Source organism: Pseudomonas sp. NPDC086278 (genome assembly GCF_050280905.1).
Classification (GTDB): domain Bacteria; phylum Pseudomonadota; class Gammaproteobacteria; order Pseudomonadales; family Pseudomonadaceae; genus Aquipseudomonas.
The window spans coordinates 17,879-38,983 of record NZ_JBNNWE010000044.1 but is presented as its reverse complement, the minus strand read 5'-3'; the positions used below and the strand labels follow the sequence as shown (position 1 = coordinate 38,983).

Annotated in this window: 21 protein-coding genes and 2 tRNA genes; 8 read left to right on the top strand and 15 right to left on the bottom strand. The window is 59.7% G+C overall.

Annotation, left to right across the window (positions count from 1 at the left end; genetic code table 11):
- Positions 1 to 24: 24 nt before the first annotated feature.
- The gene (locus tag ACQKP4_RS15555) at positions 25 to 2,250 is read left to right on the top strand and encodes a DUF3604 domain-containing protein (protein WP_427634477.1); all 2,226 of its coding nucleotides are present in this window, start codon (positions 25 to 27) and stop codon (positions 2,248 to 2,250) included.
- A 164-nt stretch (positions 2,251 to 2,414) separates the two neighbouring features.
- On the opposite strand, the gene ACQKP4_RS15550 is transcribed toward ACQKP4_RS15555, so the two are convergent.
- The 7 genes from ACQKP4_RS15550 to ACQKP4_RS15520 form a co-directional block, all read right to left on the bottom strand.
- A tRNA-Thr gene (locus ACQKP4_RS15550) sits at positions 2,415 to 2,490 on the bottom strand.
- Between the two features lie 78 nt (positions 2,491 to 2,568).
- Positions 2,569 to 3,393, bottom strand: coding sequence for an FkbM family methyltransferase (locus tag ACQKP4_RS15545; RefSeq protein ID WP_427634475.1), 825 nt, complete (start codon positions 3,391 to 3,393; stop codon positions 2,569 to 2,571).
- A gap of 343 nt (positions 3,394 to 3,736) precedes the next feature.
- Positions 3,737 to 4,969 carry a methyltransferase gene (locus ACQKP4_RS15540; protein ID WP_427634473.1) on the bottom strand — a complete coding sequence of 411 codons (1,233 nt, stop codon included), beginning with the start codon at positions 4,967 to 4,969 and terminating at the stop codon, positions 3,737 to 3,739.
- On the bottom strand, positions 4,950 to 5,639 hold the full coding sequence (locus tag ACQKP4_RS15535) for an ABC transporter permease (protein ID WP_427634471.1): 690 nt from the start codon (positions 5,637 to 5,639) through the stop codon (positions 4,950 to 4,952). Before ACQKP4_RS15535 ends, ACQKP4_RS15540 begins: the two co-directional genes overlap by 20 nt.
- A complete protein-coding gene (locus ACQKP4_RS15530) occupies positions 5,636 to 6,331 on the bottom strand; it encodes an ABC transporter permease (protein WP_427634469.1) in 696 nt (231 codons plus the stop codon). The genes ACQKP4_RS15535 and ACQKP4_RS15530 overlap by 4 nt, the downstream gene beginning before the upstream one ends.
- 78 nt (positions 6,332 to 6,409) lie before the next feature.
- The gene (locus tag ACQKP4_RS15525; RefSeq protein WP_427634467.1) at positions 6,410 to 7,156 is read right to left on the bottom strand and encodes an ABC transporter substrate-binding protein; all 747 of its coding nucleotides are present in this window, start codon (positions 7,154 to 7,156) and stop codon (positions 6,410 to 6,412) included.
- 13 nt (positions 7,157 to 7,169) lie between these two features.
- Positions 7,170 to 7,943, bottom strand: a complete 774-nt coding sequence (locus tag ACQKP4_RS15520) for an ABC transporter ATP-binding protein (protein WP_427634466.1) — start codon at positions 7,941 to 7,943, stop codon at positions 7,170 to 7,172.
- Between the two features lie 551 nt (positions 7,944 to 8,494).
- On the opposite strand from ACQKP4_RS15520, the gene gabP reads away from it, so the two are divergent.
- Together gabP and ACQKP4_RS15510 are read left to right on the top strand one after the other, a co-directional pair.
- Positions 8,495 to 9,886 (top strand): GABA permease, encoded by a 1,392-nt coding sequence (gene gabP, locus ACQKP4_RS15515; RefSeq protein WP_427634465.1) that lies wholly within the window; start codon positions 8,495 to 8,497, stop codon positions 9,884 to 9,886.
- Positions 9,887 to 10,244: 358 nt separating this feature from the next.
- Positions 10,245 to 10,571 (top strand): hypothetical protein, encoded by a 327-nt coding sequence (locus ACQKP4_RS15510; RefSeq protein WP_427634463.1) that lies wholly within the window; start codon positions 10,245 to 10,247, stop codon positions 10,569 to 10,571.
- 81 nt (positions 10,572 to 10,652) lie between these two features.
- Here ACQKP4_RS15510 and ACQKP4_RS15505 read toward each other — a convergent pair whose 3' ends face one another.
- Genes ACQKP4_RS15505 through ACQKP4_RS15495 form a run of 3 tightly spaced genes read right to left on the bottom strand, consistent with a single transcriptional unit; the run spans position 10,653 to position 12,536 of the window.
- Positions 10,653 to 11,111: a hypothetical protein gene (locus ACQKP4_RS15505; RefSeq protein WP_427634461.1), complete on the bottom strand. Its 459-nt coding sequence runs from the start codon at positions 11,109 to 11,111 to the stop codon at positions 10,653 to 10,655.
- Between the two features lie 6 nt (positions 11,112 to 11,117).
- A complete protein-coding gene (locus tag ACQKP4_RS15500; protein ID WP_427634459.1) occupies positions 11,118 to 11,534 on the bottom strand; it encodes a hypothetical protein in 417 nt (138 codons plus the stop codon).
- A 27-nt stretch (positions 11,535 to 11,561) separates the two neighbouring features.
- The gene (locus tag ACQKP4_RS15495) at positions 11,562 to 12,536 is read right to left on the bottom strand and encodes an alpha/beta hydrolase family protein (RefSeq protein ID WP_427634457.1); all 975 of its coding nucleotides are present in this window, start codon (positions 12,534 to 12,536) and stop codon (positions 11,562 to 11,564) included.
- Between the two features lie 175 nt (positions 12,537 to 12,711).
- Here ACQKP4_RS15495 and ACQKP4_RS15490 point away from each other — a divergent pair, with 175 nt between their 5' ends.
- Positions 12,712 to 13,161 (top strand): carboxypeptidase regulatory-like domain-containing protein, encoded by a 450-nt coding sequence (locus ACQKP4_RS15490; RefSeq protein ID WP_427634455.1) that lies wholly within the window; start codon positions 12,712 to 12,714, stop codon positions 13,159 to 13,161.
- Between the two features lie 65 nt (positions 13,162 to 13,226).
- Here ACQKP4_RS15490 and ACQKP4_RS15485 read toward each other — a convergent pair.
- From ACQKP4_RS15485 to ACQKP4_RS15465, 5 genes are all read right to left on the bottom strand, one after another.
- Positions 13,227 to 13,302 (bottom strand) — tRNA-Phe (locus tag ACQKP4_RS15485).
- A gap of 103 nt (positions 13,303 to 13,405) precedes the next feature.
- The gene (locus ACQKP4_RS15480) at positions 13,406 to 13,678 is read right to left on the bottom strand and encodes an oxidative damage protection protein (protein WP_008149405.1); all 273 of its coding nucleotides are present in this window, start codon (positions 13,676 to 13,678) and stop codon (positions 13,406 to 13,408) included.
- Complete coding sequence (gene mutY / locus ACQKP4_RS15475) at positions 13,675 to 14,742, bottom strand: A/G-specific adenine glycosylase (RefSeq protein WP_427634453.1); 1,068 nt, start codon at positions 14,740 to 14,742, stop codon at positions 13,675 to 13,677. The genes ACQKP4_RS15480 and mutY overlap by 4 nt, the downstream gene beginning before the upstream one ends.
- Positions 14,739 to 16,958 (bottom strand): AsmA family protein, encoded by a 2,220-nt coding sequence (locus ACQKP4_RS15470; protein ID WP_427634451.1) that lies wholly within the window; start codon positions 16,956 to 16,958, stop codon positions 14,739 to 14,741. The genes mutY and ACQKP4_RS15470 overlap by 4 nt, the downstream gene beginning before the upstream one ends.
- 79 nt (positions 16,959 to 17,037) lie before the next feature.
- Positions 17,038 to 17,442, bottom strand: a complete 405-nt coding sequence (locus ACQKP4_RS15465) for an acetyl-CoA sensor PanZ family protein (RefSeq protein WP_427634450.1) — start codon at positions 17,440 to 17,442, stop codon at positions 17,038 to 17,040.
- Between the two features lie 226 nt (positions 17,443 to 17,668).
- Between ACQKP4_RS15465 and ACQKP4_RS15460 the strand changes: the two genes are divergently transcribed.
- The 4 genes from ACQKP4_RS15460 (at position 17,669) to ACQKP4_RS15445 (ending at position 21,093) form a co-directional block, all read left to right on the top strand.
- On the top strand, positions 17,669 to 19,333 hold the full coding sequence (locus ACQKP4_RS15460; RefSeq protein ID WP_427634448.1) for an OFA family MFS transporter: 1,665 nt from the start codon (positions 17,669 to 17,671) through the stop codon (positions 19,331 to 19,333).
- Between the two features lie 270 nt (positions 19,334 to 19,603).
- On the top strand, positions 19,604 to 20,197 hold the full coding sequence (hisB, locus tag ACQKP4_RS15455) for an imidazoleglycerol-phosphate dehydratase HisB (RefSeq protein ID WP_003218037.1): 594 nt from the start codon (positions 19,604 to 19,606) through the stop codon (positions 20,195 to 20,197).
- A complete protein-coding gene (gene hisH / locus ACQKP4_RS15450; protein ID WP_090176778.1) occupies positions 20,197 to 20,835 on the top strand; it encodes an imidazole glycerol phosphate synthase subunit HisH in 639 nt (212 codons plus the stop codon). Before hisB ends, hisH begins: the two co-directional genes overlap by 1 nt.
- Positions 20,836 to 21,093: a DUF2164 domain-containing protein gene (locus ACQKP4_RS15445; RefSeq protein WP_046045558.1), complete on the top strand. Its 258-nt coding sequence runs from the start codon at positions 20,836 to 20,838 to the stop codon at positions 21,091 to 21,093.
- The last annotated feature ends 12 nt before the right edge of the window (positions 21,094 to 21,105 follow it).

The following is a 21,105-nucleotide window of genomic DNA, read 5'->3' as shown; positions in this document are numbered from 1 at the left end:
TGCCGTATTCCGGAGACATGGAAAATGAAAACCAATCATCACTTCATCGCGCAATCGCTGTTTGGTTACGTCCTGCTCGGCCTCGCTGTCAGCACTCAGATCATGGCGGCCGGCAACCCGGATCGCGAGGTCTGGTTTGGCCAGACGCACTCGCACACGTCGTGGTCGATCGATGCCTACCTGATCGGCAACCACTTGGTCGGACCGGAAGAAGCCTACAAATATTCATTGGGCATGCCGGTCATGCACCCGATGGGGTTTGAAGTGCAATTGCGGGGTCGACCGCTGGACTTTCATGGGGTGACCGATCACTCGGAATATGTCGGCGTGATTGCCCTGGCCAACGATCCGAAATCTGACTTCAGCAAGCTGCCCATCGCCAAAAAACTGATCGCCAAAACCCCGGAGGATTTCAACCGGATCTTCAAATGGATTGCCGGCAGTATCAGCGGCAAACCGATTGAAGAGCTGATCGACCCCAAGGTGGCGGGCGGCATCTGGCAACAAACCATTGCCATCGCCGACAAATACTACAAGCCCGGCAAATTCACGACCTTCGTCGCCTATGAATGGACCTCGGCGCCGAACAACCAGAACATGCACCGCAACGTGTTCTTCCGCGATTCAAAAAAGGTGCCTGCTCTGCCCTTTACGGCACTCGACTCGAATAAACCGGAAGACCTGTGGGCCTGGATGGACGGTCAGCGCAAACAAGGCAATGAAGTGCTGGCGATCTCGCACAACGCCAACCTCAGCAACGGCATCATGTTCCCGGTCGATGTCGATGACCGGGGTCGCCCCATCGATGCCGCCTGGGCCGAAACGCGGATGCGCAACGAGTCGTTGACCGAAATACACCAGGTCAAGGGCACCTCGGAAACCCATCCTGAGCTGTCGCCCACGGATGAATTCGCTAACTACGAAATCATGAGTTTCCTGATTGGCGTAGACAACAGCACCTCCAAACTCAACGGCAGTTATGTGCGCCAGGCTTGGCAAAACGGGATGGCACTGCAAGAAGCCAAAGGCTTCAACCCTTACAAGATGGGCGTAGTCGCCGCCAGCGACTCCCACAACGGGGTGATTCCGTATGCTCAAAACAACAACTTCGGTTCCCATGGTTTTACCGACAGCACACCGGAGGCACGCCTTTCCGGCAAGGAGAACTCGGGCATGGAGGCACTGCAAACCAGCACATCCGGCCTGGCTGGCGTCTGGGCTGAAGAAAACACCCGTGAATCGATCTTCGATGCCATGAAACGCAAGGAAGTGTATGGCACCAGCGGTGTACGGATCCCGGTCCGTCTGTTTGGTGGCTGGGGCTTCGACAGCAGCCTGTGGAACGAAAAAGACTGGGTGCACGCCGCCTATGCCAAGGGTGTTCCGATGGGCGGCGACCTGCCGGAAAAAACCGGTAAAGAAGCGCCGTCATTCGTAGTGTGGGCAGTCAAGGATGCCGATGACGGTAACCTCGACCGCATTCAGATCATCAAGGGCTGGACCAAAGACGGCCAGACCTTCGAGAAAATCTACGATGTCGTCTGGTCCGGTGATCGAGTCCCGGATCCAGCCACCGGCAAGGTGCCGGCGGCGGGCTCCACGGTCGATATTTCCAAGGCCACTTACACCAACACCATCGGTGCCACCGAGCTGAAAAAAGTCTGGGTCGACCCGGACTTCGATCCCGCCCAGCACGCGTTCTACTACGCCCGCGTGTTGCAAATCCCGACACCACGCTGGAGCACCTACGACGCCGCCAAGCTGCAAGTAACACCACCGGCCGATGTCTCGGCTACGGTCCAGGAACGTGCATGGACGTCGCCTATCTGGTACTCGCCGAATGCGCAGGACAGCAAGTCGATGGCTCGCGGCAAAACCATTGATCAGCTGAAAACCGAAGGCGCCAAGGCACTCACCAACGATCAATTACAAGCCTACGTCGTGGGAAAAACGATCAAGGTGCGCAACACGGTCACCGGCCAGACCTTTGAAATTGCCTATGGCACCGATGGCCAGCGCTTGGTCACGAGTGTCGACGGTAAACCGGCTGAGGAAGGTGAATACCTGAACATGCTGCACGGCGGACAGTTCGGCGTACCCGCCAAGTACGAAATCAAGGATGGACACCTGATCACGACCCTCGGCGGTTCGCCCTTCGAGGCCACGGTGTTTGAACAAAACGGCAAGTACGTGGCCGCTCGCAGCAGCGAGTTCGGCTATGTGAACTATGAGGTCGAAGAGGTGAAGTAACGGGGGGGCATAGCCCGTGACGCAGCAGCCTCCGGTTGCGGCCGGCAGTTATGGCGACACGGGCGCGTCGAGCGGCTACGGTCGAGAGCGCCTGATCGGCGATATCGGGCATGAATCCCAGAAACAACAAAGCCCTCGTATTTCTACGAGGGCTTTGTTTTGTATGGTGCCGGCACCAGGAGTCGAACCCGGGACCTACTGATTACAAGTCAGTTGCTCTACCAACTGAGCTATACCGGCGTGTTAGGGCGACGATTATAGCGATTGGATTGGTTCTGTAAACCCCTGAATTCAGACTATTTTTACTTAGGCTTCCGGTCAGGCCCGGCGCAGGGTTTTCTTGAGTTTCTGGATGGCTTGCCAGGTGCGGCTATTTTGCATGGCGCGCAGCTGTGCTTCGGCCTGTTCGGCTCGACTTAGAGCGGCGGCGAGCTGTTGTTCGGCGTCGCCGAGCGGGTGGCTGAAGTTGTGGCCTTTGCAGAACTGGAACTCGTCGAGGTTGCACGGCGGGATGTCGAAGGCGGGTTTAAGGTTCAGGTGTTCTTCGGCGAGGTAATAGGTGTTGATGCCGTCGAACAGGATGGAGTGGTAGCCGGCGCCGGTGACGAGGGTTTCCCAGGCCTGGTCGCGGTCCCATGGGGTTTCGATGAGGATGACCCACGGCCGCCATTGGGTGAAGTCGATGCCGCGCAATACGGTTTCTTCGTGGCCTTCGACGTCGATTTTCAGAAAGTGAATCGGGCGACCCTGGGCGTGTTCTTCGCAGATCGAGTTCAGGCTGCGGGATTTGACGGTTTGGCTGCGCACGTCCATGCCGGCGTCTTTGTGCATTTGCGCCATGGCCGGGTCGAGCGTCGAGAGGCCGGTGCCGGCGATGCCATAGAACGTCAGGTCGTTGGCGGTTTCACCGGCCACGCATTGCAGGTTGGTGTCTTTGGGGCGCTGCTGGCACAGGGCTTCGTAATAGTTGGGCATCGGTTCGACGTTGATGCCTGTCCAGCCGTGATCGTAAAAGGCCTTGGTGACCGAATCATGGGTGGGGTCGTTGGCGCCAATGTCGATGTAGAAACCATTTTCGACGGTTTTCAGGGCGCGCCACAGGCGTATGTCTTCGAAATTCTGTGCGTAAGAAATGAACGTCACGGTCGCATCCTGTCGGTCGAATTTTCTTGTTCGTGGCCGCGCTGTTGGCGCGCTTGCGTGTTTGTATAACAAGAGTCGGGTAGCGGCGCAATTTTCCCCGCGTGGCGTCCCGGATTAGGCGCTTATGTCCTTTGCGTTGAACGCTTATGCACAACGGGCTTGATGGCTGGCTTCGTTATCAGTGTTTTTGTGGACCCGTTCTCATTTGCTCGCAAATACCTGTTTTTCGGGTTTTTTTAGCAGGTGTACGAAAAATGAACAGTGCCGTTTCACCCCTGAAACAGCGGCGTATATTGGATCCAGGATAATTCCATCAACAGAGTTATCCACAGGCTGTGGTTTTTTACGCGCGTTCTGCCACGAGCAGCAAATTACGCGGTGTGAGCGGGGTTTCGCAGAAGGTGCCGAGGCGAACCGTGTAACCCGCATCGGTCAGGAAAAGTGCCCGATCAAGGACCAGCCAAAGCTCCAGCGGGCGTCGGAAAAGTCCGCGCAGCAGCTCCAGGTTGCGGACTTGCGCCAGTCGTTGCCAACCGGCGGCTTCGAGTGTGGCCCAATCTTGCGCGCCGATTGTGGATAACTCTTTCAGACTGGCCAGGTGTTGGCAGTAATCGGCGAAGGATTTGTCCAGCCAGGCGCTGGGCAGGGACGGGGTGGGCAGGTATTCGTCGACGCCGCGCATTTGCCGTTGCAGCAGATCAAAGCCCAGGCGTCGCGCCATGGATGTGTCGCGCTGACGCCGCACGCGGGCGCCGGCGGTGACGGTTTCGCTCATCGGCAGCGCGAGATCATCGAGCGATAGCTGTAGGCGGGATCGCACACCGGCCAAGGACAGTGGCTGATACGTGGCAAGGCTGATCCGGTTGTAGCAGCAGGGCGCAATCGCCAGTTGTTTGCAGCCCGCCGCACTGGCGAGCTGCATCAGCCGAACGTGCAGGTCGCCGCAAGCATGCAATGCCACAGGCGTCTGGTCAGCGCTCATTAACGAGGCGACACCGGGTGCAAGCACATCCTGTTCGACATGCAGCGCATGCATTTGATGGCGTTGACTGAGCGTTTGTCCGCTGATGACCAGCGCCGGGTCATATTCCAGGCAGGTCAATTGTTGGCCGGTTTGCAGCAAACGCCGGCCCAGGTGGCCCTTGCCCGAGCACCAATCCAGCCAATGCGTCGGCGGCGCCGCAAACGACAAACGGCTGGCAAACGCCTCGATCTGCCGCCACTTGCGCCCCGGCACATCGACGTTCAGCCGATGCCCGGCCGCTTCAAGCCTATGGGCTGGCAACTCGCCGACCGAGCTCAGCTCAAGCGACAACGCCGCCAAGGTCGCGAACGGCTCCGGCGCATCCAGCGAGCAAGGTTGGTTGTGACTGTTTTCCGCCTCTTCCAGCGACCGACCGCGGAGCCATGAAGACAACGACGGGTAGGACACTTCCCAAGGAAGCTGCAGATGAGTGAACGGTCGTGGCTTCCACAGCGCTTGATGCTCAATCAGAAAAGCATCCAGCGCAGTGAAGCGGGCGAGCAGGTCCTCGCCCGTCAGCACGCGGGAGGAATCAACGCCCTTGGCAGGCATCGACGCGCAACCAGCGCTCCAGCAGCTTGAAGCCGCGAACCAGTACGTAAGCCATCAGCAGGTAGAACATGCCCGCTGCGAAGAAGATCTCCACCGGCAGGTAGGTGCGGGCAATGATGGTGCGGGCCATGCCGGTCAGTTCCAGCAGGGTCACGGTGCTGGCCAGGGCGCTGGCCTTGAGCATCAGGATCACTTCGTTGCTGTAGGCCGGCAGGCCGATGCGTGCCGCACGCGGCAGGATGATGTAGAACAGCGCTTTCGGGCGGGACATGCCCAGGGCGCGCGCCGCTTCAATCTCGCCCGGCGGAATGGCCTGGATCGCGCCGCGCAGGATCTCGGCGATGTAGGCCGCCGTGTGCAGGGTCATGGTGGCGGTGGCGCACCAGAACGGATCGCGCAGGTACGGCCACATCGAGCTGTTGCGCACCGCATCGAACTGCGCCAGGCCGTAATAGACGAGAAACAGCTGAACCAGCAACGGCGTGCCACGGAAAAAGAAGATGTAACCGTAGGGAAAGGCCCGCACCCACCAGAGGCGCGACGAGCGGGCGATGCCCAGTGGAATCGCCAGCAGCAACCCGGCAATCACGGCGATGGCCACCAGTTCCAGGGTCAGCGTTGCGCCCTGGGCCAGTTTCGGCAGCCATTTGATGATGACTTCCCAGTTCATTGAGTGCTCCTCGCAAAGCCGCGAGCGGCACGTTTTTCCATCAAATGCATGCCGCCCATGGCAAGCACCGTCAGGCCCAGGTACATGAACGCGGCCACCATATAAAAGGTGAACGGTTGCTTGGACACGGTCACGCCGATTTGCGCGTGGCGCATGATTTCTTCCAGACCGATCACCGACACCAGCGCGGTGTCTTTCATCAGGATCATGAACAGATTGCCCAAGCCCGGCAGGGCGATGCGCCACATCTGCGGCATGATCAGCCGGGTGAAAATACGAAACTTCGACAGGCCCAGCGCCACGCCGGCTTCTCGATGCCCTTTGGGGATTGCCAGAATCGCGCCGCGAAACACTTCCGTGGCGTAGGCGCCGAAGCACAGGCCGAGAGCGATCACGCCGGCGGCAAAGGCATTGAGTTCGAGGTCGGGATTGCCGAAAAACTCACCCAGGGCACGCATCAGGCTGACCGTGCCGAAGTAGATCAACAGTACCCAGAGCAGTTCCGGGATGCCGCGAACCAGTGTCGAATAAGTGCCGCCAAGCCATTGCAGCAGCTTGTACGGGGAGGTCTTGGCCAAGGCGCCGAGCAGACCGAGCACCAGCCCCAGGCACAGGGCCGAGAGTGCCAGTTTCACAGTCATCAGCGCGCCAGCGGCGAGCGCCGGGCCGAATCCGTAGAGATCGATAGTCATGGATTTCTTTTCAAATCGCGGCAGGCAATGCCGGGGACTGGCGCCGTCAGTGAGCGGCGCCGGTCCGGCAGGTCAGAATCAATAGATGCTGAACGGGAAGTACTTGTCGTTGATCTTTTTGTAGGTGCCGTCTTCGACGATTTCTTTCAGGGCCAGGTTCAGCCTTGCGCGGAGCGGGTCGCCTTGACGGACGGCGATACCGATCTTGTCGCTCTCTTCAACCGGGTCGCCCTTGAATTCGTACGACTTGCCGGCGTCGCTTTTCAGCCACTCGTAGTTGACGTATTTGTCGGCGAGGATGCCGTCCAGACGACCGGAAGTCAGGTCCAGATAAGCGTTTTCCTGGGTGTCATAAAGCTTCACTTCGACGTCCGGCATGTTGTCTTCCATCCAGGTGCCGGCGAGGGTCGCACGTTGTGCGCCGATCACTTTGCCTTGCAGGGAGGACTTGTCGGTTTTGAACTCTTTGTCTTTCGGTGCGATGAATTGCAGCTTGTTCGAGTAGTACGGGTCGGTGAAATCCACCGATTTCTTGCGCTCGTCGGTGATCGACATCGAGGAGATCAGGAAGTCGAACTTCTTGGCATTCAGGGCGGGGATGATGCCGTCCCAGTCAGAGGTGATCACGGTGCAATCGACTTTCATCTTGGCGCACAGGGCGTCGCCGATTTCTTTGTCGAAGCCAACGACATTGCCACTGGCATCTTTGTTGTTGAACGGCGGGTAGGCCGCTTCGATGCCCATCTTCAGGGTCTCGGCCATGGCACCGGCGCTGAACGCCAGGGTGACGGCGGCGGCCAGGAAGACCTTTTTGTAGTTCTGCATGCGGGTAGCTCCGTTAGCGGTTGCTGGACATGAATTGTTTGCAGCGCGCCGAAAGCGGGTTGTCGAACACCTGCTGTGGCGATCCTTGCTCTTCTACCAGGCCCTGGTGGAGGAACACCACCTCGCTGGACACCTGACGGGCAAAGCCCATTTCATGGGTGACGAGCAGCATGGTGCGGCCTTCTTCGGCCAGTGCGCGGATGACATTAAGTACTTCCTGGACCATTTCCGGGTCAAGGGCGGAGGTGGGCTCGTCGAACAGGATCACCTTGGGTTGCATCGCCAGCGTGCGGGCGATGGCCGCGCGTTGCTGTTGGCCGCCGGACAGCTGCGCCGGGTAGGCGTGGCGCTTGTCGGCGATACCGACCTTGGCCAGCAAGGCTTCGGCGACTTCAGTGGCCTCGGCTTTGCTCTGGCCGAGCACGCGGCGGGGCGCTTCGATGATGTTGTCGAGCACGCTCATGTGCGGCCACAGATTAAAGTTTTGAAACACAAAACCAATCTCGCTGCGCAGGCGATTGATCTGCTTGCCGTCGGCGGCAACCAGTTCGCCGTTCTTCGCGGCTTTGAGTTTGAGTTCTTCGCCGGCCACCAGAATCTGGCCCTGGTGCGGGTTTTCCAGCAGGTTGATGCAACGCAGGAACGTGGACTTGCCGGAACCGGAAGAACCCAGGATCGAGATCACGTCGCCGTCGCGGGCGGTCAGCGAGATGCCTTTGAGCACCTCAAGCTGTCCGTAGCGTTTGTGCAAGTTGCGGATTTCAAGCGCGGGCGTGGCCTCAGCCATGTGCGTTCCTCATAGTGTTTCGCTCCTGCTGTTGGTGGCCTTCCTGGCGAGGCGGCCAAGCTAGCATAGCGTCTGAATGGCAGCCAACAGCGCTTCGGGCGGTAAATGGGCGGCAGGTGTCTGGTTGTCGCATCGGTACAGCAGACTGTCGCGCTGCTATCAACCGAACAGCCGTTTGATCCAGAGGCTGCGCGGGTGTCGCGTAAAAAAGGGCGCGATGTTGCCAGCTTTGGCGGGGTGTTGGAAGCGTCAACCGGACAAACGTTCATCTCGCGCACTTTTATTGTGCGTCAGCATATTTTTTTGTGTGTTTCTGGTGCGCCGATTCGTCCGTAAAGTGAGTCGCTGGGTAACGCTCTGGCGAATTGCCATTAATCTCAATGACTTGCGATGACTGTCCGGTCAGCCTGAGAGCCGCGTGCTTGAAGAGTTTGTAACATTTTGGCGCAATTATTGCGTGCAGAATACGGAACGCCCCGTTGGATTCTTTTTACGAGAAGGAACACCCCACGCGGTAGATGTCGTCGCTTTTCCTTACAAAGGTAGTTTCAATGAGCAGTACCCAAAGCTCCAATGGCCTCGAACAGGGGCTCAAACCGCGTCATGTGACCATGTTGTCGATCGCCGGGGTTATCGGCGCCGGTCTGTTTGTAGGCTCCGGCCACGCCATCGCCGCCGCAGGTCCAGCGGTGCTCCTGGCTTACGCTGCCGCCGGCACGCTGGTGGTGTTGGTGATGCGCATGCTCGGCGAGATGGCCGTTGCTTCGCCTGATACCGGTTCCTTTTCGACCTACGCCGACCGTGCGATCGGGCACTGGGCCGGTTTCACTATCGGTTGGTTGTACTGGTGGTTCTGGGTGCTGGTGATTCCTCTGGAAGCCAACGCCGCCGCGACCATCCTGCACGCCTGGTTTCCGAATGTGGCGATCTGGGCGTTCACCCTGGTCATCACGTTGCTGCTGACAGTGACCAACCTGTTCAGCGTGAAGAACTACGGTGAATTCGAATTCTGGTTTGCCCTGGTCAAAGTCATCGCGATCATCGGGTTCATCGGCCTTGGCATTCTGGCGATTTTCGGCTTGCTGCCGACCAGCCAGGTCAGCGGTGTTTCGCACCTGTTCGACACCCAAGGCTTCCTGCCAAACGGCATGGGCGCGGTTCTGGGTGCGATCCTGACCACCATGTTTTCCTTCATGGGCACCGAGATCGTGACCATCGCGGCCGCCGAATCGAAGAACCCTGGCCAGCAAATCTCCAAGGCCACCAACTCGGTGATCTGGCGGATCGGCTTGTTCTACCTCGTGTCGATCTTCATCGTCGTGGCCCTGGTGCCATGGAATGACCCGGTACTGGCGGCGGTCGGCTCCTACCAGACCGTGCTTGAGCGCATGGGCATCCCGAACGCCAAGCTGATCGTCGACATCGTGGTGTTGGTTGCAGTAACCAGCTGCCTGAACTCGGCGCTGTACACCGCTTCGCGCATGATGTTCTCCCTGGGCAAGCGCGGCGATGCGCCGGCCGTTTCCCAGCGCACCAACAAAAGCGGCACGCCGTACTGGGCGGTCATCCTGTCCACCGCCGCTGCGTTCCTCGCGGTGTTCGCCAACTACGTGGCCCCGGCCGCCGTGTTCGACTTCCTGCTGGCCAGCTCCGGCGCCATCGCGCTGCTGGTGTACTTGGTGATCGCTTTCTCGCAACTGCGTATGCGCAAACAGCGTATGGCACGCGGTGAGAAAATCGCCTTCAGCATGTGGCTGTTCCCGGGCCTGACCTACGCGGTGATCGTATTCATCGTCGGCGCGCTGACCATCATGCTGTTCCAGGAAGCCCATCGCGTGGAAATTCTCGCGACCGGTTTGCTGAGCCTGTTGGTGGTGGGGGCCGGTTTGCTGGTCGCCCGTCGTCGCCGCAATGAGAAGTTGACCGCAGCCGTCGCGCACTGAGTGTCCTGACTCAAGCCAAAGGCTGTGAAACATGGAAACGACCGCCATCAGCACTGATCGCGGTCGTTTTTGTTTTTGTGCAGGCGTTTTATCGGTGGGCTATCGGATGGACAGGATGATGGCGAGATAGTAGCCTTTGCCGCGAATGTGTATCCCGCTGTTGCAGGATGCGAAGGAGTTTCAGGACACGGATTGTTCGACGCCCCCAGCCTTCCAGGCTAAAGCCCCCCGACCCTTTCTTGCCTGCTCCCTCATCTGACGCGAGTCACAGATGCATTTGCGTGTGCTTGCCGTTCAAGCGCTGCATGGAGCTAGCCCGGCCGTACAGCCAACCCATCGGGGCATCAAGGAGAGAGACATGGCGTTTACCTCGGTTGTGTTCAAAAACCCTCATACCGGAGCCATGAAGGAAGCGCCGATCGGCTTCTCGTGGACCGTGTTTTTCTTTGGCTTTTTCCCGGCCTTGTTCCGGGGCGATATCAAGTGGGCGGCGATCATGTTCATCGTGGCCTGCTTTACGTTCAGCCTGAGCAATCTGGTGTTCATGTTCATCTACAACAAGCTGTACGTGCAGGACCTGATCGCTGCCGGGTTCAAGGCGCAATCGATCGCCAAGGGCGAATTGGGTTACGCGAGCGCCAAGCTGGGCTTTGAAATCCCGCGTCTGGAAGGTGCTGCAGCCTGAGGTTGCACCTTCGGCGAGGCAAAAAAAAACGGGCGCAATCAGTGATGATTGCGCCCGTTTGTTTGTGCCGGTTTCAGATGTTCAGACGGACTCGTCCTTTGGCTCCTGGGCTTCCAGCTTCTTGCGATAACTGTCCAGCGCATCGCCGAAGTCGGTGATGAACTGCGGATCTGTCAGCCACGCTTGAGCCGTGTCACGGTCCATGCCGTCGGCCCACATGCGGTAGTCGATCAGCATGTCGGCAGCCAGATGGGTGGCGGCCATGGCTTCGTTGTCGGCGTTTTCCATGTCCAGCAATTCAGGATGGTCGCTGATGATTTCGGCCAGATCCGCCAGCAGGATCAGCAGCATGTCATTGCGGCTGATGGCCTCGGCGTCGTGCATTTTGCTGAACATCGCCAGCGTGTATTCCGGGATCGGCTCGCCGATGTCGTCCAGGTCGTTGTCCAGCGCGGCGGGTTTGCGGCCGTGGATATTGATCTGTTTGGCTTTGATCTTCGCGCGCTTGGCGCGTTTCTGCTGCTTGTTCGGGGAGGCCATGGGAACTCAGTCCGGTTTCTGTTGGTTGTGGGCGGCGATGGTTTTGGAGGCTGCCACGTAGTCAGCCTGGAAGGCCGGCGATTCGATCCACGCCAAAGCGCTGGCTTCGTCGGCTTCTGCGGACCATTGGCGGTACTCGATCAACGCGCTAATGATGAAGTCAGTTGCTGTTTCTTCGCCTTCCTGCTCCAGCACCAGCGCGAGCAGCGGATGTTCAAGGAACGCGGTGCACATCGCCTGTTGGCTGATTTTTGCCGCGTCGATCATCTCTTTGAACAGTTCGGTCAGGTCCACCGATTCAAAGTCGATGCGATCGTCGTTCGGGTCCAGTTCCACCGGCGCGGCAACGCGTTGGGTGCGGTTCTGCTTGGCCTTGGTTTTGGCGCGGGCGGCACGTTTTTGCTGTTTGTCGGCGGAGGCCATGGGCGTCGTTCCGTAATTCGTTGAGGGTCAGCTGCGCGGGACTTGCCGCCCGGGTGTGTCGGGGGCCAGTTCGCCGGTTTGCAGCCAGGACAATGCAATGGGCCATAGTGTGGCTTGGTATGCGCTACGAAAAAAGGCGAAATGTCCGACTTCTGCTTCGCCGATGTCTTGGGGCGCGATGCGCAAGTGCGTGTTTGAACTGTTGGTGAAGTAATCGAGTAGCCGTTCTATGGCTGAAATGGTGCCGTAGGGGTCGTCGCTGATGCTGATGGCCAAGGTTCTCGCCGAGACGCTGGCGAAGGGCAGGCCACCGGTTTTTGCCTGCAGGGCGCGGCCGCTCGGGCGCTCTTCGAAACGGGCGGTGGGCGTGCTCCAGTCGCGAACCACGCCCGCCGGCGTGTCTTCCAGCCAGCCAAGGCGTTTGCCGGGGAAGTAGCCGTAAAGCATCGTCATCAACGGCATCACCACGTGCCACTTGCCGAACATGCGCCAGCGATGGGCCGGCACATAGTCGCGCCAGTAGGCGAATTGCGCACCGACCGTCACCAGGCGGCGGATGCTCTGCCCGGAAGCGCCCAGGCCCGCTGCACAGCCGCCAAAGCTGTGGCCGACCACGTCGATGGGTTGGCCGGGGAATTCACGCTGCGCGCGCTTGAGCATCGCCTCGAAATCCAGCGCGCCCCAATCGGTCCATGACGCGTTGAAGTTTTTGAGTGAGGCGGGGCGCGATTCGCCAATGCCACGGTAGTCGTAAGTGATCACCTCGAAATCGTTGGCAAACAGGTAATCGGCAAAACGCGAGTAATGGCGACAGCGCACAGAGGTGGCGGCGTTGATGATCACAACCGGGCGCATTGAGTGGGGCAGGGCGTGGCGCCAGGTGAAGCCGCCAAGAACGAAGCCATCGGCGGCGCGCTCCTTGAAGGGGGCTCCGGGCGGCGTAACAGGCAATGGCCGCTCGATTTGCGTGGAGGCCAGTGCGGGCTTGTCCTTGAGGTTCATCGGTTTCGGACCTTTTTGCGTAGCTGCCAACGATAGTCTTCACGGGGGGCAGGAACAACCGGGCGTAGTCCGTTTCGCAGCGTGGCCAAGATCGAATCAATCTAAAACCTGACCGGCACCCGTGGCATCAAAAGTCAGTTACCAAAAGGGTTCTGTGAAGCCCGGGAGTTTCTTCATGAAATACATCCATGCGTTCATCTTGTCCGCCGCTGTGGTCGGAGTGCTGACAACAACGGCGATGGCGAACGCCGCCAGTCTAGAGCCCGTCGACAGTTCGGGCGTGCAGATTCAACGGCAGCAGCAAAACGGCATTAGTTACTTGTCCGGCGGTGTTGGCGAGGATGAGGCGAAGGCCATTCAGCAGGCGACGGGTTACAACTTGCACATGACCTTTTCCATCGGACCTGAGGGCAAATACGTTCCGGATGTGGACGTGACTGTCCAAGGCGCCCAAGGCCAATCGGTGCTGGCGCTGACTCAGGCCGGCCCTCTGGTTTATGTCCAGTTGCCCGCCGGCAAGTACACCGTGGTCGCCACGCGAAATGGCGAGGCGAAGCGTGACACGACCGATGTCGGTAGCGATAACGCGCGCAATCTGGTGTTCAACTGGAAAGGTGATGAGTAGTGGCGGGAGTTCAAATCCAAGGCATAAAAAAACCCTGAATCTTGCGATTCAGGGTTTTCGGTATTTGGTGCCCAGAGACGGAATCGAACCGCCGACACGGGGATTTTCAATCCCCTGCTCTACCGACTGAGCTATCTGGGCAACGGGGCGCATTAAACTGGTTTTTCAGGGGGTCGTCAAGAAAGTTTTCAAAAAAATTTTAATTATTACCGTCGCTTACGTTCCGACCCCCGAAAAATCGGGATTATTCCGCTGGCGGAACGTAGCCGTCAGCCTTGGCGTATTCCTCGCCGGAAAAGAACTTGTCCATCTCGCCCTGAAGATATTTGCGGTCTTCGGCGTTCATCATGTTCAGGCGCTTTTCGTTGATCAGCAGGGTCTGGTGCTTTTGCCAGTCGGCCCAGGCCTTGGCCGAGACGTGGTCAAAAATGTCCTGGCCTTTTGCGCCGGGGAACGGGGCGCGTTCCAGGGCGGGCAGTTCTTCTTTGTACTTGCGGCACATGATGGTGCGGGTCATGACGACTCTCCTGCGTTCAATACGGCGGCCGCGCGTTCGAGCAAGGTTTTGACCGGGGCGGCAAGGCCCAGGCGCGGCGGGGTGGCGAGGTTATACCAGAGCCAGTCGGCCTCGGCCACGTGATGGCCGGCCTCCTGGACCTGAACCAGCCAGGGTTCGATGGATAACTGGAAATGGCTGAAGGTGTGAACCAGGCTTGGCAGCGCCTGTTGGCTGCCCAGTTCCAGCGAGTGTTGCGCAGCCAGGTGTTGCAGATCATCCAGATCTTCCAGCTCCGGCAAACTCCACAGACCGCCCCACAAACCCGTGGAAGGGCGACGGTAAAGCAGAATCGCGCCGTCACCGTTGGCCAGCATCGGCATCAGCGTGCGCTTCTGTGGCACGGTTTTGCGCGGTTTGGGGATCGGGTAGCGAGTCTCCAGGCCGAGCATGTGTGCTTCGCAGCCCTTTTCCAGCGGGCATAACAGGCAGCTCGGTTTGCTGCGGGTACAGAGTGTGGCGCCCAGGTCCATCATCGCCTGGGTGTAGGCGTTGACCCGATCATGCGGCGTAAAGCGCTCAGCGTTCGCCCATAGCTGTTTGGCGACCTTCGGCTCGCCTGGATAACCCTCTTGCGCCGTGAAGCGCGCCAGCACGCGTTTGACGTTGCCGTCGAGGATCGGCGCTCGCAGGCCCATGCTCAGGCTGGCGATGGCGCCGGCCGTGGACAGGCCGATGCCCGGCAGGTCGACAAGCTTTTCGACATCCCGGGGAAACTCGCCGGCGTATTCGGCGACGACGATCTTCGCGGTCTTCTGCAAATTGCGCGCACGGGTGTAATAACCCAGCCCGGTCCACAGATGCAGCACTTCGTCTTCCGGCGCGGCAGCCAGGGCTTCGACCGTCGGCAGCGAGGCCATGAACCGGTCGAAGTAATTCAGCACGGTGCTGACCTGGGTTTGTTGCAGCATGATTTCCGAGACCCACACCCGATACGGCGTGATGCCCTGTTGCCAAGGCAAGTCGTGGCGGCCGTGGCGGTCGTACCAATCCAGCACCGCCGATGAAAACTGCTCGGCTCTCATCGCTTGAACAGCCCCTTCAATGCGTTTTTGATCTCAGGGCTGACTTTGTCGCCAAGCTTCTCGTCGATCTTTTCGCTGAGCTTGTCGCCGGCCAGTTTGGTGGCGACCTGGCCCATGCGTTCGTTGTCGAGACGGCAAGCCTTGGCGCCGAGTTCCAGCGGCCCGCGGCAGCGCAGCGGCCATTCGATGCCGACGAACTTGTCGCCGACCTGGCACGCCGGGTCCGGCATGGCGCTCGTGTCGCCTTCGACAACGATGCCCACGCGGTAATCCATGCCCAGCACCCGCAGGTCGACATCGCCATCACCGTTGACGGTCATGCCCGGGATGCGCACTTTCAAGTCCGGGTTGCTGGCCACGCCGTTGCGGAACGTCAGGTTGCCCTTGAGCTCCTGGAACGGGGTGTCCTTGCCACGCGGTTCACCGCTGAGGGATTTGCGATTCAGGGTGGCGATGCCTTTGCACAGTTGCTGTTCAAGGTTGGCGTTGAGCAACACGCCGTTGTTGATCACAAAACTGGCATTGCCGTTGAGGCTGTCGATCAAAGCGCTTTGGCTATTGCCGCTGCCGGTCAGGTTGCTGTTGAGCGTGATCAGGCCTTTGACCGGTGGATTTTTCCCCTGGCTTTCAAGGATTTTTTCCACCGGCACCCGGTTGATTTTTGTCTGCATATTCAGCGCGGGTGTTGGCTGACGCACGTCCAGCGTGCCTTTGGCTTCGAAGTTGCCGCCGTAGAGGTCGCCGCGCAGGTTTTCGAGGGTCAGCAAGCCGCCCTGGCCGGTGGCCTTGAGCACGGCGTTCTGGATCGGCAGCTTGTCGAGCGTCAGTTGGCCGAACGTCAGGTCGGCGTCGATGTCGAGTTTGGCCAGGCGTTCCACCGGCAGCAGGCGCTCAGTGCTCCACGGGCCTTTGGTCGGTTTTTCCGGCAGCGGTGTGCTGCCGGCGCCCGCCATCGCATCGGCTTCGGTGCTGGCGACTTCGGCCTGGCGCACTTGCGTCGCGCTGTTGGCTTCGGCCGATTTTGGCGGCAGGTAACGGTCGGCGTTGAAGGTGTCGGCCTTGAGGACCGCCCGCAGCGATTGCTTGGCAAAATCCTCGACGGCGATGCGGCCGCTGAAGCTACTGTCATCGACTTTCAGGTTGATGTTGTCGAAGGCCACGCTGGTCGGCGTCGCGGCTACGCGGCTGACCAGTTCGACTTTGCTCAGGCTGCCTTCGGCCATGGCCGGCAACGTCTGGCCGATGCTGTCGACGAATTTCGCCAGGTCGAACTGGGCGATGGAGATGCCGCCGCTGATCTGCGGGGTCTTGTCGAGGTCGTTGACCTTCAGTTCGCCCAGCGCGCGCAATTGGTTGGCGGAGATCTTGATGCCGGTCCATTCGGCGACGTTCGCCGCTTTATCCAGCAGCAATTGCCCTTGGGCGGCGAAGGTCATGGTCTTGCCTTGCAGCGGATCACCCGCCACTTCGCCGGAAAGCTTCAGGTCTTCGAATTTGTAACGTTGCAACGCGCGCTCGAAACGCAGCTCGCCGTTGAGCTCGGTGCGCACGCGCAGGACCGGCTGGTTGGTGCCGAGGAACGCGGTGAGTTTGACCGGGATGTTGGTCGAGTCGTGGACCGGCCCGGTGCTCAGCTGGATGCTTTCGGCGCTGAATTGCTTGCCGGTCTGCTCGTCGTTGTATTCAACGCGGGCGTTGTTGACGGTCAGGCTGTCGATGTCCAGGCGAATCGGCTGGGCCGGTTTCTCCGCTTGAGCGGTGGTTTCTGGCGCCGGGGCTGGTTCGCCCGGCGTGGCCGGGGCGGCAGGCGCCGGAACCTTGCCGATGTCTTGCCAATTGCCGTGGCCATCCTTGTCGCGGTTCAGGCGCAGGTTCAGGCCTTCGACACGCACGTCGCTCATCTGTACTTCACGGCGCAGCAGCGGCAGCACGCGAACCGAGAGGCCGAGCATCTGCAAGTCAGCGAACGGCTCGGTGGGCTTGGCCAGGGTCGCGACACTGGCTTCGTGCAGTTCCAGGCCCAGCCACGGGAACAGGCTCCAACCGATATCGCCATTGAGCGTCAGCTCGATGTGGGCCTTGTCGCGGGCAATCTGGCGAATCTCGTCTTTATAGTCGTTGGGATCGAAGAGGTGGGTCAGGGCAAAGCCCAGCGCCACAATGATCAGCAACAGCCCGAGAAGCACCAGACCCAGGATTTTGCCGAACGCTTTCATGGGCGAGTCCTTGTAGTTAGTCGAATTCGAAATTTAGCCGGGGAGTATAGCGCTCCAAAGCGGACGACCGGTCAGGCGATCACGCCGGCAACAGATCCAGCGGCAGTTTCAGCTTGGCCGCCAGCGCCTGAGCTTCGAGGTGCCCGGCGGGTGCCAGCAGACGCAAGGTCGCGCCCGATTCAGAGGCCATTTTCTGCGCTTCGTTCACCAGGCGCTCGGCAACGCCCCGGCGTCGGGTAATTTTTCTTACGCAAAGTTGGGATAAGTGCCAGACGTCTCGCTGACGCTGCAAACGGGCAGCGCCCAGCAGTCGATCATTGAAGCGCCCGGCGATCAGCGAGCCGTCGCGCAGGCACCCTTCGATCAGTTCGACATCCCCGGAAAACGGGGCGTACAGCCAGTCCGGCGCGTCGCGGTAGATCTTCTGCAGATCTTGCTGATCCTGATAAGTGGCTTCGTTCAGCGGCTCGACAATGATCGGCATGACGGTTCCTTCAGTGGTACGAGAGCAGATGACTTGCAAAAGGTGATATCAGTTTGGTTTTTCTGTCACGCGCAAATGGTAACCTCTGCCGGTTCGTCCGTCCTTCTGCGGCTTGTTGTCGCACCAGAATGAAGCTTCACCCCAAAAACAGTCGTGCCTGTGTGTGCAAATAAGGCTGCGGGTGAAGAGCGGCTGGCGAACCCTACTAATAATTGGGGGATACACAATGAGCACGAGCACCACGGCGGACGGCTTCAACGCCGGCCAGCCCGCGTTCCTGTCCAAGGAACGCATCATCGCCAAGCCCGGTTTCAACCGTTGGCTGGTACCACCGGCCGCGTTGGCCATCCACCTTTGCATCGGCATGGCTTATGGCTTCTCGGTGTTCTGGTTGCCGCTGTCCAAAGCCCTGGGCGTGACCGCGCCAGTGGCCTGCGCGCCGGACATGAGCTTCATCTCGCAAATCTTCTCGTCCCAATGCGACTGGCCGATCTCGATGCTCGGCTGGATCTACACCCTGTTCTTCATCTTCCTTGGCTGCTCGGCAGCGATCTGGGGCGGTTGGCTGGAACACGCCGGCCCGCGCAAGGCTGGTGTGGTCTCGGCACTGTGCTGGTGTGGCGGTCTGCTGATTTCAGCGTTGGGGATTTATACCCACCAGATCTGGCTGATGTGGGTCGGCTCCGGGGTCATTGGCGGCATTGGCCTGGGGCTGGGTTACATCTCGCCGGTATCGACGCTGATCAAGTGGTTCCCGGACAAGCGCGGCATGGCGACCGGCATGGCGATCATGGGGTTCGGCGGTGGCGCGATGGTTGGCGCTCCGCTGGCCGCAGCGCTGATGGGGCACTTTGCCTCGTCGACCGGTGTGGGCGTCTGGCAGGCATTTCTGGTGATGGCCGCGATCTACTTCGTGTTCATGATCGGCGGCGCCTTGTCCTACCGCGTTCCGCCAACCGGCTGGAAGCCTGAAGGCTGGACTGCACCGGCGAAAAAAACCGCGAACGCCATGATCACCAACCGTCACGTACACGTGAATGTGGCGTGGAAAACCCCGCAATTCCGTCTGGTGTGGCTGGTGCTGTGCCTGAACGTGTCGGCCGGTATCGGCATCCTCGGCATGGCGTCGCCACTGTTGCAGGAAGTGTTCGGCGGCAAATTGATCGGTGTTGACCTGCCATTTGGTCAACTGGACGCCGGGCAACTGGCTTCGATCGCGGCGATTGCTGCCGGTTTCACCGGTTTGCTGAGCCTGTTCAACATTGGTGGCCGCTTCTTCTGGGCTTCGTTCTCCGATTACCTGGGCCGTAAAAACACCTACTTCGTGTTCTTCGCCCTTGGTTTTGCGCTGTACGCGCTGATCCCGAACCTCGGCCACCTGGGCAACGTTGCGCTGTTCGTGGCGGCGTTCTGCATCATCCTGTCGATGTACGGCGGTGGTTTTGCGACGGTTCCGGCTTACCTGGCGGACTTGTTCGGTACGCAAATGGTCGGTGCGATCCACGGTCGTCTGCTGACGGCGTGGGCGGCGGCGGGCGTGTTGGGTCCGGTGTTGGTGAACTACCTGCGTGAGTATCAGTTGAGCATCGGCGTTGAACGTGCCGCGGCCTACGACATCACGCTGTACATCCTCGCGGGCCTGCTGGTGCTGGGTTTCCTGTGCAACCTGATGGTTCGCCCGGTGGCCGACAAGTACTTCATGACCGAGGCAGAACTGGCTGCCGAACAGGCGCTGGGCCACGACAAGGGTGCTGACAGCAGCACCGTGCTGGAGTGGAAAGCGGCGCCGGGCAGCAAGCCGTTGGCGATCGCCGCGTGGCTGGTAGTGGGGATTCCGTTGGCGTGGGGTGTGTGGGTGACCCTGCAGAAGACGGCGGTACTGTTCCACTAAGTAAACGGTAAACGCATCACTCCTTGTGGGAGCGGGTTTGCTCGCGAAGGCGGTGGGTCAGGCAGCATTTATGTTGACTGACACTCCCGCTTCGCGAGCAAGCCCGCTCCCACATTTGTTTTGGGTGGGTGCAAATGGCTTGTATGCACATGTCTACCCGCGACGGCCGGGGGTTCTATCCGTCAGCGATATCACCTCCCGTGTTTCTGTTTCCCGCCCGCGCCCCTATAATGGCTGCCTTTTTCGCCCAATGATTTTGCGGAGCTGGTGATGGCCGAACGTAAGGCGTCAGTCGAGCGCGACACTCTGGAAACCCAGATCAAAGCCTCGATCAACCTGGATGGCACCGGAAAGGCCCGATTTGATATCGGTGTTCCTTTTCTTGAGCACATGCTGGACCAGATCGCCCGTCACGGGCTGATCGACCTGGATATTGTCAGCAAGGGCGACCTGCATATCGACGACCACCACACCGTGGAAGACGTCGGTATCACGTTGGGTCAGGCATTCGCCAAAGCCATCGGCGACAAGAAAGGCATCCGCCGTTACGGTCACGCCTACGTGCCGCTCGATGAAGCGCTGTCGCGCGTAGTGATCGACTTCTCCGGCCGTCCTGGCCTGCAGATGCACGTTCCCTATACCCGCGCCACCGTTGGCGGTTTCGACGTTGACCTGTTCCAGGAATTCTTCCAGGGCTTCGTCAATCACGCCCTGGTCAGCCTGCACATCGACAACCTGCGCGGCACCAACACCCACCACCAGATCGAAACCGTGTTCAAGGCTTTCGGCCGCGCGCTGCGCATGGCTGTTGAGCTCGATGACCGCATGGCCGGTCAGATGCCATCGACCAAGGGCGTCCTGTAATGCAGACGGTCGCGGTTATCGATTACGGCATGGGCAACCTGCACTCGGTGGCCAAGGCCCTCGAGCACGTCGGTGCCGGCAAGGTCTTGATCACCAGCGATGCCGACGTGATTCGCGAAGCCGACCGGGTGGTTTTCCCCGGTGTCGGCGCGATTCGCGACTGCATGGCGGAAATCCGTCGCCTGGGCTTCGACTCGCTGGTGCGTGAAGTCAGCCAGGACCGTCCGTTTCTCGGTATCTGCGTCGGCATGCAAGCCTTGCTCGACAGCAGTGAAGAGAACGACGGCGTCGACTGCATTGGTCTGTTTCCGGGCGCGGTGAAGTTCTTCGGCAAAGACCTGCATGAAGACGGCGAACACCTGAAAGTCCCGCACATGGGCTGGAACGAAGTGAAGCAGACGGTGAGTCATCCGCTGTGGCACAACATTCCGGACCTGGCGCGTTTCTACTTCGTGCACAGCTACTACATCGCTGCCGGCAATGCGCGGCAAGTGGTGGGTGGCGGTCACTACGGTGTCGATTTTGCCGCCGCGCTGGCCGATGGCTCGCGTTTCGCAGTGCAGTTCCACCCGGAGAAGAGCCATACCCATGGCCTGCAATTGCTGCAGAACTTCGCGGCGTGGGACGGTCGCTGGTAAATGGCCGCGAAGAAAAAGCCGCCGATCCTGACCCTCACTCCCGAACAGGAGAACGAGGCGAATCACAAGATCAAGCGGTTCATGGAGGATCGCTTCGAACTGGACCTGGGTTCGTTCGAAGCGGCCGAAATCCTTGAGCTGTTTACCCGTGAAATTGCTCCGCACTATTACAACAGGGCGATTTTCGATGTGCAGACGCACCTTAAAGAAAGGTTCGAAAGCATCGAAAGCGACTTGTGGGCGCTCGAGAAAAACTGATTTCCGAGCGAA

Coding starts and splice junctions, on each gene's coding strand:
- ACQKP4_RS15555 (WP_427634477.1), top strand. CDS start 25: ATGAAAACCAATCATCACTTCATCGCGCAATCGCTGTTTGGTTACGTC.
- ACQKP4_RS15540 (WP_427634473.1), bottom strand. CDS start 4,969: ATGCCTGCCAAGGGCGTTGATTCCTCCCGCGTGCTGACGGGCGAGGAC.
- ACQKP4_RS15535 (WP_427634471.1), bottom strand. CDS start 5,639: ATGAACTGGGAAGTCATCATCAAATGGCTGCCGAAACTGGCCCAGGGC.
- ACQKP4_RS15530 (WP_427634469.1), bottom strand. CDS start 6,331: ATGACTATCGATCTCTACGGATTCGGCCCGGCGCTCGCCGCTGGCGCG.
- ACQKP4_RS15525 (WP_427634467.1), bottom strand. CDS start 7,156: ATGCAGAACTACAAAAAGGTCTTCCTGGCCGCCGCCGTCACCCTGGCG.
- ACQKP4_RS15520 (WP_427634466.1), bottom strand. CDS start 7,943: ATGGCTGAGGCCACGCCCGCGCTTGAAATCCGCAACTTGCACAAACGC.
- gabP (WP_427634465.1), top strand. CDS start 8,495: ATGAGCAGTACCCAAAGCTCCAATGGCCTCGAACAGGGGCTCAAACCG.
- ACQKP4_RS15510 (WP_427634463.1), top strand. CDS start 10,245: ATGGCGTTTACCTCGGTTGTGTTCAAAAACCCTCATACCGGAGCCATG.
- ACQKP4_RS15505 (WP_427634461.1), bottom strand. CDS start 11,111: ATGGCCTCCCCGAACAAGCAGCAGAAACGCGCCAAGCGCGCGAAGATC.
- ACQKP4_RS15500 (WP_427634459.1), bottom strand. CDS start 11,534: ATGGCCTCCGCCGACAAACAGCAAAAACGTGCCGCCCGCGCCAAAACC.
- ACQKP4_RS15495 (WP_427634457.1), bottom strand. CDS start 12,536: ATGAACCTCAAGGACAAGCCCGCACTGGCCTCCACGCAAATCGAGCGG.
- ACQKP4_RS15490 (WP_427634455.1), top strand. CDS start 12,712: ATGAAATACATCCATGCGTTCATCTTGTCCGCCGCTGTGGTCGGAGTG.
- ACQKP4_RS15480 (WP_008149405.1), bottom strand. CDS start 13,678: ATGACCCGCACCATCATGTGCCGCAAGTACAAAGAAGAACTGCCCGCC.
- mutY (WP_427634453.1), bottom strand. CDS start 14,742: ATGAGAGCCGAGCAGTTTTCATCGGCGGTGCTGGATTGGTACGACCGC.
- ACQKP4_RS15470 (WP_427634451.1), bottom strand. CDS start 16,958: ATGAAAGCGTTCGGCAAAATCCTGGGTCTGGTGCTTCTCGGGCTGTTG.
- ACQKP4_RS15465 (WP_427634450.1), bottom strand. CDS start 17,442: ATGCCGATCATTGTCGAGCCGCTGAACGAAGCCACTTATCAGGATCAG.
- ACQKP4_RS15460 (WP_427634448.1), top strand. CDS start 17,669: ATGAGCACGAGCACCACGGCGGACGGCTTCAACGCCGGCCAGCCCGCG.
- hisB (WP_003218037.1), top strand. CDS start 19,604: ATGGCCGAACGTAAGGCGTCAGTCGAGCGCGACACTCTGGAAACCCAG.
- hisH (WP_090176778.1), top strand. CDS start 20,197: ATGCAGACGGTCGCGGTTATCGATTACGGCATGGGCAACCTGCACTCG.
- ACQKP4_RS15445 (WP_046045558.1), top strand. CDS start 20,836: ATGGCCGCGAAGAAAAAGCCGCCGATCCTGACCCTCACTCCCGAACAG.